General features: G+C 38.2%; 10 protein-coding genes and 2 pseudogenes. 5 read left to right on the top strand and 7 right to left on the bottom strand.

Going from position 1 to position 11,973, the window contains the following annotated elements; all coding sequences use genetic code 11:
* Window positions 1–56: 56 nt before the first annotated feature.
* Window positions 57–302 carry a YuzB family protein gene (locus KFZ58_RS17425; RefSeq protein ID WP_235794774.1) on the bottom strand — a complete coding sequence of 82 codons (246 nt, stop codon included), beginning with the start codon at window positions 300–302 and terminating at the stop codon, window positions 57–59.
* A 134-nt stretch (window positions 303–436) separates the two neighbouring features.
* Window positions 437–1,666: an MFS transporter gene (locus tag KFZ58_RS17420; RefSeq protein WP_235792548.1), complete on the bottom strand. Its 1,230-nt coding sequence runs from the start codon at window positions 1,664–1,666 to the stop codon at window positions 437–439.
* Window positions 1,667–1,932: 266 nt separating this feature from the next.
* On the opposite strand from KFZ58_RS17420, the gene KFZ58_RS17415 reads away from it, so the two are divergent.
* Both KFZ58_RS17415 and KFZ58_RS17410 read left to right on the top strand, forming a co-directional pair.
* Entirely contained in the window at window positions 1,933–2,808 is an 876-nt protein-coding gene (locus KFZ58_RS17415) for a DUF1002 domain-containing protein (RefSeq protein WP_235792547.1), read from the top strand.
* Window positions 2,809–3,058: 250 nt separating this feature from the next.
* Window positions 3,059–3,877, top strand: a complete 819-nt coding sequence (locus KFZ58_RS17410) for a 3D domain-containing protein (protein WP_235792546.1) — start codon at window positions 3,059–3,061, stop codon at window positions 3,875–3,877.
* Between the two features lie 94 nt (window positions 3,878–3,971).
* Here the strand turns inward: KFZ58_RS17410 and KFZ58_RS19240 are convergent, their stop codons facing one another.
* On the bottom strand, window positions 3,972–4,103 hold the full coding sequence (locus KFZ58_RS19240; protein WP_255694945.1) for a hypothetical protein: 132 nt from the start codon (window positions 4,101–4,103) through the stop codon (window positions 3,972–3,974).
* A gap of 210 nt (window positions 4,104–4,313) precedes the next feature.
* Between KFZ58_RS19240 and KFZ58_RS17405 the strand changes: the two are divergent.
* Both KFZ58_RS17405 and KFZ58_RS17400 read left to right on the top strand, forming a co-directional pair.
* Window positions 4,314–5,502, top strand: a pseudogene (locus KFZ58_RS17405) (glycine C-acetyltransferase).
* A gap of 30 nt (window positions 5,503–5,532) precedes the next feature.
* A pseudogene (locus tag KFZ58_RS17400) lies at window positions 5,533–6,494 on the top strand (L-threonine 3-dehydrogenase).
* A 217-nt stretch (window positions 6,495–6,711) separates the two neighbouring features.
* Here the strand turns inward: KFZ58_RS17400 and KFZ58_RS17395 are convergent.
* The 4 genes from KFZ58_RS17395 to KFZ58_RS17380 all read right to left on the bottom strand — a co-directional run bounded on the left by KFZ58_RS17395 (window position 6,712) and on the right by KFZ58_RS17380 (window position 10,764).
* Entirely contained in the window at window positions 6,712–7,218 is a 507-nt protein-coding gene (locus KFZ58_RS17395) for a DinB family protein (protein WP_235792545.1), read from the bottom strand.
* 121 nt (window positions 7,219–7,339) lie between these two features.
* A complete protein-coding gene (locus KFZ58_RS17390) occupies window positions 7,340–7,900 on the bottom strand; it encodes a GNAT family N-acetyltransferase (RefSeq protein WP_235792544.1) in 561 nt (186 codons plus the stop codon).
* 122 nt (window positions 7,901–8,022) lie between these two features.
* Window positions 8,023–9,246 (bottom strand): MFS transporter, encoded by a 1,224-nt coding sequence (locus KFZ58_RS17385; protein WP_235792543.1) that lies wholly within the window; start codon window positions 9,244–9,246, stop codon window positions 8,023–8,025.
* Window positions 9,247–9,717: 471 nt separating this feature from the next.
* Window positions 9,718–10,764, bottom strand: coding sequence for a tellurite resistance/C4-dicarboxylate transporter family protein (locus KFZ58_RS17380; protein ID WP_235792542.1), 1,047 nt, complete (start codon window positions 10,762–10,764; stop codon window positions 9,718–9,720).
* 247 nt (window positions 10,765–11,011) lie between these two features.
* On the opposite strand from KFZ58_RS17380, the gene KFZ58_RS17375 reads away from it, so the two are divergent.
* Window positions 11,012–11,860, top strand: a complete 849-nt coding sequence (locus KFZ58_RS17375; protein ID WP_235792541.1) for a MurR/RpiR family transcriptional regulator — start codon at window positions 11,012–11,014, stop codon at window positions 11,858–11,860.
* The last annotated feature ends 113 nt before the right edge of the window (window positions 11,861–11,973 follow it).

Genomic DNA, 11,973 nt, shown 5'->3' with positions numbered 1-11,973 from the left:
TTTCGACAAAATATTTCCCGGGAAATAGAGTAGGTAATAAAAAGAAGAACTGGCTATTATTGATAAACAGCCAGTTCTTCTTTTATTGCGGTTCTTATTTTATCTAAACATTCTTCAGGTGTGTTACCGAAAATGCGTTTATTATTGACTAGTGCATATGGTTTTACCCGGCATAGGCCGCAAAATGATAGACATTCATTCATCAGTACGGCAACTTCCGGAAATTCTTCTTCTATTATTTCTTCTATATTAATTGTAGTGATTGCATTTCCGTCACAAACCTCAACAACGACTATTCCCACCTGAATCACTTTCTTTCTATTGCTTGAAGTTCAAATGCCTTTATAAAGACTCATTTATTTGTAACATATCCACAAGAACAATTCAATAGTTCTGCTTCCCTTAAGGGATAATTCGTTTTTGCTCTCAAAAATTTCTACCCTCGATGCGACTGTGTTGAAAGCTTTGAGGAATGTTTTGGACGTTTTGAATGCTTTGGTGCGTTTTCGCTTTTGTACCAGGTAACCAACATGAGCAACCCGCTTAATATGAGTAACGCGCTCGTTACAAAGAATACGGCTGAGAATCCGAGGAAACCTGCAATCATTCCACCCATTGCCGGGCCAATAATATTTCCCAGGAAACGCAGACTGGTATTATACCCAAGAACTTCACCCTGCATCGACAATGGAGCTTCTTGGCGGATATAAGCAATACGAACAGGAATAATTCCTCCAATAGCTACCCCAAGTAAAAATCGTAGGATGACAAGTTGCCAGATATTAGTAACAAAGGCTCCAGGGAAATAGACAATCCCTGCCATGAACAGCAAAATGATTAATATCCGAATATAGCCGGTCCGATCTCCTAATTTCCCCCAGTTTCGGGTCATTAATAAATTACCAAGTCCTGCTGCGGAAAATGCCAAACCGGAGAAGAAAGCAATATTGACAGGTCCATGTATTTCAGCAACAAATAAAGACAAAATTGGCTGTATGCTAAAATGGGCAATTTGAACAAGTGCAGAAATAAGCATAACGACAAGTAAAACTGGTCTTCTTGTAATATATCCTATAATCTCTTTACTGGAATAGGACTTATAATCACTGTCGCTACCAGTTGATTTTAATTTGATTTCTTTTATACCGAATAAAACAATGAGTGCGGAAAGAAATACGGTAATGGATACCCATTTAAATGTACTCCCGTAGCCAAATGTGTCTGCTAATACACCTCCAAGCAGCGGGCCCATTAATGTACCGGTAATGCTACCTGTTTGCAGTGTACCCAGCACTCTTCCAGCAATATGCTTTGGCGTTTGTGTGGAAATAAATGCTTGTGACATTGGAATAAATCCGGTTGCAACACCCATAATGAGTCGAAGGATAAACAATTCCCACACCGATGTGGCAAATCCCATTAATAATACAGATAAACCAATGCCAAAGGCTGAAAAAATCAGGATTTTCTTCCTGCCATATTTATCTCCAATCCTACCCCAAATCGGTGAGACGATAAAAGCTGTTACAAATGTAATCCCAAAAGTAAAGCCAGACCATGCCTGCACATAGCTATCCGAAAAATTTCCAAATGATTCAATGTATAAGGAAATAAATGGAATAACCATAGTCATACTTCCAGCAACAAAAAAATTAGCAAACCACATGATTGCTAAATTACGCTTTGCAATTTGTTCTTGACCGTTGATTGTAATGCCCTTCTTTCTTACAATTTATTTCGTTACCCTAAATATATCTGATTTCAAGGGGAAACGAAAGCTTAATGCTCATAACATTAATTCGAAAACTTTCAAAGAAAAATATGTTCACATGATAAGAAAAACGATATAATAATATATATAGAAATATAGGTTTCTTTTTTAAGTGGACTAGCATATGATGGGATTAAGTAAACATAAAGGAGAAATAAAACATGAAACATAAATTAAAAGCAATTGGCATTTTATTACTAATTGCAGTTTTGACTATAGGTTTAGCCGTACCTGTAAACGCAACTTCTGGTTCGATTGTGGTATACGGAGAGCAACTGACGGATGAGCAGCGTACTGAGGTGCGTGAAATCTTAGAGGTGAGCGATACAGGTGCCGTCCAAGAATATGATGTAACCGGAGAAGATTACGCGAACTATATTAATGGCAATCCGAATGCTAACATGTATTCATCTGCCAAAATCACATTAGAAGATAGCGGTGAAGGGTTAACTGTTAATATTGCTACACCTGACAATATTACGGAGGTCACCAATGAAATGTATGCAAATGCTCTGCTGACAGCAGGAGTAGAAAATGCGACAGTAGATGTTGCTTCCCCAGCTGCAGTAACCGGCCACTCTGCATTAACAGGAATTTATAAAGCGTATGATGCTGAAGGAGAAGAACTCGACAAAGAACGGATGGAACTGGCAAATGATGAGCTTAATGTAGCCACAGACCTTGCTGAAGAAGAAGGAATGTCCCAGGAAAAAGTCAGCGAACTGCTGACGGAAATTAAGCAAATGATTGCAGATCAAGACCCGGCAACAAGGGAAGACGTAGAACAAATCGTCCAGGAGCAGCTGGATAATCTAGAAGTATCGTTAAGTGAAGCTGACAGACAGATGCTTGTCGATCTTTTTGATAAAATGCGAGATTTAGAGATTGATTTTGATCAAGTGAGAAGCCAACTGGAAGATATCGCTTCTACAGTTAGAGATCAAATGGATGAATTAGGATTGGATGCGAGTTTTTGGGAGAAGGTCGGTAACTTTTTTGCGGATTTATTTGAGTCGATAAGTAATCTTTTTAGATGATAATGGCAAAAGCAAAAGCACATCCATCCATGTCGATGTGCTTTTTTTATTTCAAAACCTTGAATTCTATTACTATAGTAACAAAAATCAGAATGGCATAAGACTTTTGTATCAAAACTATTACACTATGTAATAAATTCTCCCCTTTTCGGTAATCCTTGTAATAGACATTTAAACTTCCTGTAACTGTATTGTCTGTAGACATGTGTTACGATGGATCTTGTCAGAAATTAAAGGGAGGGACTACTTAGTGAAAAAATTAGTAGCCACACTAGCAAGTGTCATCATGGTTGGCACAGTTGCAACAACCGTTTCAGCAGAAGAAATTGAGGTTCAAAAAGGAGATAACCTCTGGAATATAGCAAATGAACACGATACTACCATCGAAGAATTAGTAGATATAAATGAATTAAAATCAACCGTAATTCATCCAAAACAAACATTATCTATTACGAACAACAACGATGAAACAACATATACAGTAGAAAAAGGCGATACGCTAATTGGTATCGGCAATGAATTTGATGTAACAATAGATAATTTGAAAGAATGGAATGAACTTTCTTCCGACATTATCGGAGTTGGACAAGAGTTAAGCCTTAATGGTGCCAATGTTGAACAGGAAGAAGCTCCTGAGGCAACAGAAGCAACAACTGCTGAAACATCAAACGAAAGCGATCAATCAGAAAGTGCTGAATCAAGTGAACCAAATGTAGAAAATACTGCAGCAGAATCTGATTCAAACGAACAAGCAAATAATACAGAGCAAGAAGCAAATGGTGAAACAATTACTGTCTCCGCTACAGCATATACAGCTGAATGCGAGGGATGCTCTGGTGTCACTTCAACAGGAATTGATTTAAACGCAAACCCGAATAAAAAGGTGATTGCTGTTGACCCAAGTGTTATTCCACTAGGTACAGAAGTATATGTAGAAGGATATGGCCATGCAGTAGCTGGAGATGTTGGTAGTGCAATTAACGGTAATAAAATCGATGTTCATGTTCCAACAAAAGGTGAAGCTCTCGACTGGGGCGTTCGTACAGTTGATGTAACAATAGTAGAATAGTAGTTTACTAAAACAGAATAAAATAAAAAAGGAAAGTATCTTTTAGTAGGATGCTTTCCTTTTTAACATTTTTTCAAACCAATATATCTAAATCTCACGAGGTAATTCTCGTAGAATAGTCATTATCCTCAATAACTTCTGCTGGTTGGTCTATGGCCTGCACATAACCTATAATCCCAACCCCCAGTATAATTGTTATAAATAATGCAACTAATATTTTTTTCATTCCAATTCCTCCAAAAATCTCTTCTATTATTAGTATAGTAAATGAGACATGAAATAACCATAGATTTAAGTGACAATTATCGTGGTAAATCTTACAATTTTGTAAGATGCATGTGTAATAGCGAATTTTTACGATGATTCGTGTAAACATTACTGAGCAAATATGTTAAACTATAATTATAAAGCGCTTACATTATGGGAGGTTTTTAGTATGTCCAGTAACAAATTGGATGTATTTTTAAATGAAAACATTATGGAGTTAAAAGAACGCGGTTTCTATAATGAAATTGATCCGGTACAGGGTGCCAATGGACCAAAAATTAGAATCAATGATAAAGAGTTAATTAATCTCTCATCCAATAATTATTTAGGTCTTGCTACAGACGAACGCTTGAGGGAGGTAGCGAAAGATGCAGTAGATTCATATGGTGTAGGAGCAGGGGCGGTTCGTACGATAAATGGCATTGGATCTCCATCTTGATCTGGAAGAAAAGATTGCTAATTTTAAAGGTACGGAAGCCGCAATTTCATATCAGTCCGGCTTTAATTGCAATATGGCTGCTATTTCTGCTGTCATGGATAAAAACGATGCGATTCTATCCGATGAACTGAATCATGCGTCCATTATTGATGGCTGCCGTCTATCAAAAGCCAAAATCATTCGTGTCAATCATTCAGACATGGAAGACCTTCGCCAAAAAGCGAAAGAGGCGGTGGAATCAGGTCAGTACAATAAAGTAATGGTCATTACAGATGGTGTGTTTTCCATGGACGGAGATATTGCAAAGCTTCCTGACATCGTTGAAATTGCCGAGGAATTTGACCTGATCACCTATGTGGATGATGCACACGGGTCCGGTGTACTTGGAAAAGGTGCTGGTACTGTGAAACACTTTGGACTTCAAGATAAAGTTGATTTTCAAATGGGGACACTATCCAAGGCAATCGGCGTTGTTGGTGGATATGTTGCCGGCAAAGAAAATTTGATTGACTGGTTGAAAGTAAGCTCCCGTCCATTTCTGTTTTCAACAGCGGTTTCCCCAGCAGATGCTGCTGCAAGTACAAAGGCGATTGAACTTCTTATGGACAGCACAGATTTGAATGAAAAACTGTGGGAGAACAGCGATTACTTAAAATCGGGATTAAAAGAATTAGGTTTTGATATTGGAAAAAGTGAAACACCCATCACGCCATGTATTATTGGCGAAGAAAAAGAAGCCCAGAAATTTAGCAAACGTTTAATAGAAGAGGGCGCTTATGCGAAATCCATCGTCTTCCCAACTGTTCCACGTGGGACTGGGCGCGTACGTAATATGCCAACAGCAGCGCATACAAAAGAAATGCTTGATGAGGCAATTGGTATTTATGAAAAAATCGGGAAGGAAATGGGCTTGATTTAATTCACAAACAGATCAGAGAGGGTTTGGGAGATGAAAAAGATTCTTGTTACAGGAGCACTTGGACAAATTGGTTCAGAGCTTGTGGGGAAATTACGAGAAATCTATGGAACATCTAATGTGATTGGAACAGATATACGCGGGTCAAATGAAAAGGGGAAGAAGGCCCTTTTGAAGTAACGGATGTAATGGATCCCGATCAATTATTTTCTGTCGCTAAAAAATATAATGTGGACACGATGATGCATTTAGCTGCACTATTGTCAGCAAAGGCAGAGGCTTTTCCCAGAGTGGCATGGGACCTGAATTTGGGTGGCCTTTTTAATGCATTAGAGGTGGCCCGTGAACTTGATTTACAATTTTTTACACCAAGCTCAATCGGCGCATTCGGGCCGTCAACACCAAGAGATGATACGCCACAAAATACATTGCAACGGCCCACTACCATGTATGGTGTAAATAAAGTCGCCGGTGAATTGCTCTGTGACTATTATTACAGCCGTTTTGGTGTGGACACACGCGGCGTTCGTTACCCCGGGTTAATTTCGCATGTAACGCCTCCTGGTGGGGGTACAACGGATTACGCCGTCGAGATTTATTATGAAGCTATTAAAACACAAGCATATACGTCCTATATTGCAGAAGGAACGTATATGGATATGATGTATATGCCGGATGCCCTGGATGCCATTATCCAACTGATGGAGGCGGATCCAAATAAGCTTATACATCGTAACGCATTTAATATTACCGCCATATCCGCAACACCAGAGGAATTTGCAGCTTCCATCCAAAAGTATATCCCAGAATTTGAATTGTCCTATAACGTTGACCCAATCAGACAACAAATTGCAGACAGCTGGCCGAACAGCATTGATTCATCCGCCGCGAGAGAAGAGTGGGGCTTTAAGGCGGCATATGATATGGATAAGATGACGAAAGAGATGCTGGAAAAAGTGGCGGAGAAGATTAATGTGAAGGACGCTCTCTTTTAGTGGAAGGGGGCGTTTTTTGGTTTGAGATTCGGCGGCGGGAACGCTGATAAACCGGAGATAACTGCAGCTTTCGAATAGGTGATTCAGTCCTTATGCAAGAAAAAGAGTACGTATCTGTATCTAGGCAACTCTCCTAGTTTGTTGTAAAAATACTCACTATTAACTTTTCTATAAAATCGACGTTAATGGCGAAGAGCCCTTTTTATAGTATTATTACTCACTTTTTCAATTCCGTTCCTTTCCCTTCCAAAAACCCATCAATTTGCTGCTTATGATGATTGTCATGCCATATGAAGCCTGCTATATAATTAAAAATGGAATGAGGATAGCCTGAATACTGATCCACTTCTGCTCCGTTCAGTGAAAAAGTAGCAAAAAATTCTTCCTCCTTCTTTTTCCTTAATGCAGAGACAAGTTGCTTTCTTGCTTTTAATTGTTTTTCTAGCAGATGTTGCTGTGATACACCAGAAAGTGCATAATTCGCTGCCTGGTTGTTAAGTGTGTCAAAATCAATACTTTGGATGGCAGCATTTGACTTCATCTGTGGCAACGTTTCTACGCGGATATATGTATCCCAAAATGATATATGACTAATAATCTCAACTGTAGACCATTTCCCTTCAGCAATTGGCTCAAAGAAGAGAGGCTCCTCCATCGTTTTTAGGGAATTTACGTAGAGGTTGAAATTCTCGAAATCATTGATTAGAACTTCTGTCGTGTACATGATTATCCCTCCAATTCGTTATTATTGTCTCGATTATATACAATAATGGCAATACTCAATCTTTCGTATGTATATAGGCGCAGACCCTTACTCTGGAAATACGCCCATTTGAAAAAATTTCCTATCTAGCGTTTATAGAATACACCAGATTATCCGTCCACTCTCGAAACTCAAATATAAATTTCTTTCTGTTACATTCAAACTCCATCCCCACGCTTTCCGCTAATTTAATGGAGGGCATATTGTCAACATTTATATGAGATTCAATGCGATGGAAGTGGAGAGTCTTAAAGGCGATATTAAGTGCCTCTTGTACAGCCTCTTTACCATAACCTCTTCGCCAGTATTGGTTATGAATCGTATAACCCAAAAGTCCCCACTGGAACTCGTCTCGCATGATTGTACAAATCTCAACCTTGCCGATATGGTTTCCATCCGACTTCCGAAAAATGCCAAAGACATACGCTTTATCTTGTTCAGCTAATCGATGGTGTTTCGTGACTACATCATGGAACTTCTCTTGCGTCCATCCGCTCAAATCCATTTTCACGTCATCGTACTTGTGCTGTGAAGGAAGCCGCCTGCGAAATCCCTCCAGCCACTGTTCATAATCCCAGTTTTGCAGGGGCCTTAATACGAATCGTTTTGTTTCTGATTGAAGCTTGGTTTCTTCTGTTTTCAAGGTGACATCTCCTAAGCATAATTTTTTCTCGAAAAACAAGACCTTCTCTGTTAACGTGATTTTGTTTGTATGCCATAAGACATCACACCTTTCGTAAAATTATGTAAATATTATACCATTGTTTACCCATTGGATGAAGGGATTTTCTCTATATAAAAATCTTTTTTCGACTTATCGAAAACAACTAAGTTAATGATAAAACCTAGAATCAAAAAGGAAAAAGAACCTATAACATAAATTGGCCGAATCCCTAGCAATTCCGCAAACACTCCTACTGCAGCAGTAAATACAATTATTAGCAAAGCCTCCAAAATGCCTAAAACACTCGAAAATCGACCCATAATATTGACTGGTACATTATTTTGATAAAACGTCAAAAAGCCAGTATTTGCGAATGATAAGGCAAATGTTAATGTAAAAAAACCAATAGATGCCCAAATAAATTGGTGTGAGAATGCAAAGATTAAATATCCTACTGGTGTAAATAGTGCACCAAAACCAATAAGGACATTCAGTTTTAGACGATCAGCGAATAAAGCATTTGTTAATGATCCTGTTATAATCCCTATTCCAGCTATGCTCACAAGAAACCCATAAGCACTTTCAGATAACGAAAGAACATCTGTTGCAAATGCTGCTTCTAACGAATCTAACGCTGTCATAAACACAGTAATTCCACTAAAGAGGACATAAACCAAAGTTATATAAACATTCGATTTACTAAAACGAAGAATCTCTCCTAAATCATTTTTGATCATTCTAATGCTAACTTTTTCAGTAGTAACACGTTCGCTTCTTAATTCCAAATTAGGAAGTATAAGAATTATTATGGCTGATAGACATAATGCTAGAGCATTCAATTGAATAGCTAGATAAGGTGATCCAATCATAAATAGCAAACCCGCAATTGACGGCCCTAATATAAAGCCACTTGAATTAATGAAATTTCTTAAAGCATTAAATTTTTGCCGGTTCCCCTTAGGTATAAGCTTCGTCATATAGACTAAAGAAGTAGGCTCAAAAATAGAACTTGCCATATTAATGATAAAAACCATTATATAAATTAGAGTGAGCGAATCCATCAATGAAAGTGAAAATATGAATGATGCTCGAATTAAGTCTAAGAAAGTCATCAAATTTCTTTTATTCAATCTGTCAATAAAGCTTCCTGACCAAAGGTTTGTACATAAAGTGGCAACTGGTATAAGGACATAAAGAACGGACACTGCTAGTGGCGATCCCGTTATATCCAATACAATCAAATTTAGGGCAATTAAATAAACCCATGCGCCTAAATTTGATACACCAATACCTAGCAGAAGTAATAAGGGATTTTTCCACTTCATAAATTTCATTGTTTCATCAGCTCCTAAATTCAAGGTTTAAAGACAAAAAAGAATCCCACCCCCAAGTCATTAGACTTGAGGGCGAGACTCCCCTGAATTTAGAAGCTCACGGTGCCACCTCAGTTTGTTCTTATGTCGCCACAAAAACCTTTTCAAGTACGCCCACAATATATATAGCAGGATATACTTTATCTCGGGTAACGGGAGAAACCGGTACATCATCAATCCTCAAAAAGAAAATATCCTATGTACAGCTCCAAGACTTGATTCTATGCGCTCTTACATCCTCCATCACAGCTTACGGAGTTCTCTGTTATGTTGAAAGCACATGTACTCTTCTCTTCATCGCTTTTTAAGTAGAGATATTATAGCATAATGGAGTTAATTTTAGAATAGATAAATTCTACTGGTCGGCTATTTAATAAATTGCTGTGAAGGAAAGTTGTTAAGAAGAAGGCTCCTTTATCAAATTCAAAAAACTTCCTCCCTATGATCTTTAACCGTACGATAAAGGCTATGCAGCAATCCGTACATGCCTGCGAGCCATGCAGCAATCGCCACAAATACCATAATCTGAGGGATCACTTTTAGAAATGGCACGCCCAGCGCTTCGGACAATTGATACGTACTTGTCGTATACATCGCCAACGGGAAGATCATCCCCCAATATTGTGGATTGTATGTAATGGGATCGTTATTATAAACATGTTTCCAAATCATGAGTATAAAGAGCAATGGCATCCACCATGTGCCGGTTATCCAGAAAAATAGTGTGAAACCTTTCAAAAATGGCGTGATTTCCGTTATCAATCCCCAGTAATTGGCATGAAGAATCAAGGTTGAACCGGCGAGGGTTGTGATGGCAACAGCACCCATATTGATCCAGTACGGCGGTGTCAAAGCATCATGCTTTAAATTCACAAAAATAAACCTGTAAAAAATAAGCGTAATGATATTGAGGTATAACATGCAACCCAGGAAATACATACAGAGGGTAAAGAAGAGAATGATCTCACGCCCTTGTTCTATATGCGGTATTAAAAGTGTTCCGAGTATAGAGATCGACTGGGTGGCCACAGCGGCAATCAGCCAGGCGCCATTGATCCCTTCCTCAATGCTGGGTTTATCTTTTCTCACCGTCACGGCAGCAAAAAAGGAATACATAATAATAATCCATAAGACAATAGCAAGCCCCCATAAATAAACCGGTATCGTATAGTTTTCAGCGACGACTACAAGTTCGCTGCCAAATACACTTGTGCCTGCAACTAATGTAAAGAACCCCGGACCTAAAGAATGACTCGTCAAATCAGCGCTCACCCTAGGAAAATAATAAAATAGACGAATCGCGGTGAGCAGCCATAATGTTATGTATGCAATGATATTCACGTATAACAGCAATTGTGCGAAAATACTCATCCCGAGCAAGTGTGATCCGATAGACAGGGCCCCGGTAGCCATAACAAGCGCAAAATAACCCGGGAAAAGATCCTTCGCCTGCTTTTTTAGAAAGTTCATTATAAGCTTATCTCCTCGCAAACCGAATCGGGATACACTTTATAAAAGACAAATATTTTGTATAAACACCATAAATCGGTTTTTCCATCAATAAAAAATATCCATTTATCCTAATTGTTAAATAAAAAAATTAAAATTGCAAGAGAAATAAGCGTAAATGATTCTTCCATCCATAGATCACTGTTTCTTATTTCTATCTTTCTGTATAATGTGATGTAGAAAATGAAAAAGAGAGGAATTAGACCAAATGAGTTCTTTACTGACAAGAATTAAATCTAACCTTCAAACTTTATCTGAGGCCGAGAAAAAAATGGGAGTTTATGTCTTAGAAAATCCTGAGCTTATTCCCGATATGACTACAAAGGACTTGGCAAAGAAAGCCGGTACCAGTGAATCCAGTGTCATTCGCTTCTGTAAATCAATTGGGATAGGGAGTTTCAAATCATTTAAACTTGGACTTGCTAAAGAGTTAGCTACGAGCGATAAGAACATTACCGATTTAGATTTCCTGCAAAAAAAGAGCGAACCCTATGATATTTTCCATAAAGTAGCTCATGTTAACAAGTCAGCCATTGAGGAAATAGCTACATCATTGGATCGAAAAGAGTTTGAGCAAGCAGTTGAAACGATTAATAATGCAAATAGACTTATCTTGTACGGGGTTGGAGGGTCGGCAACAGCAGCAGTTGATGCCTACTATAAATTTACAAAATTAGGATATCCATGTACAGCTCACCAGGATTTCCACTTTTTATTATCTTCTATTCCTTATTTAACGAAACATGATGTGGTTATCGCAATCAGTATGTCAGGAAAGACAAAAGATGTGCTGGAATTATCCAGATTCACTCAAAAAGAGGGGGCGACGGTTATCGCCATTACGAATCTCGACAAATCTCCACTATACAAAGAAGCAGATATTCGTCTTTGTACACCAGTCGTTGAACATGATTATCGTATTGGAAGCATTCCTTCCAGAATGACACAGCTGACGATTATTGATGCATTATATCTTAGTGTCCTTAATAGAAAAGGAGAAGACGTACTCCCGCAATACCATGAAGCAAGAAATGAAGTCGTACGTTTAAGACGATAGGATCATGTTTTTTTGAATGAAATGAAATTTAATTTCATAATTTAATCTATTATTATTGACTTATAGTTTCATAATTTATAAACTATAAGTGTAAGCAACCTCGGGTGAAAGGA

The organism is Virgibacillus sp. NKC19-16 (genome assembly GCF_021560035.1).
Lineage (GTDB): Bacteria > Bacillota > Bacilli > Bacillales > Amphibacillaceae > Virgibacillus_L > Virgibacillus_L salidurans.
Note: the sequence above shows the minus strand (reverse complement) of the source record. Positions and strands in the feature narration are given on the sequence as shown.

Bases quoted from the DNA above. Each gene is read 5' to 3' on its own strand.
- KFZ58_RS17385 (WP_235792543.1), bottom strand. From the start codon at position 9,246: ATGAAGTGGAAAAATCCCTTATTACTTCTGCTAGGTATTGGTGTATCA.
- KFZ58_RS17380 (WP_235792542.1), bottom strand. From the start codon at position 10,764: ATGAACTTTCTAAAAAAGCAGGCGAAGGATCTTTTCCCGGGTTATTTT.
- KFZ58_RS17395 (WP_235792545.1), bottom strand. From the start codon at position 7,218: ATGTACACGACAGAAGTTCTAATCAATGATTTCGAGAATTTCAACCTC.
- KFZ58_RS17375 (WP_235792541.1), top strand. From the start codon at position 11,012: ATGAGTTCTTTACTGACAAGAATTAAATCTAACCTTCAAACTTTATCT.
- KFZ58_RS19240 (WP_255694945.1), bottom strand. From the start codon at position 4,103: ATGAAAAAAATATTAGTTGCATTATTTATAACAATTATACTGGGGGTT.
- KFZ58_RS17420 (WP_235792548.1), bottom strand. From the start codon at position 1,666: ATGTGGTTTGCTAATTTTTTTGTTGCTGGAAGTATGACTATGGTTATT.
- KFZ58_RS17415 (WP_235792547.1), top strand. From the start codon at position 1,933: ATGAAACATAAATTAAAAGCAATTGGCATTTTATTACTAATTGCAGTT.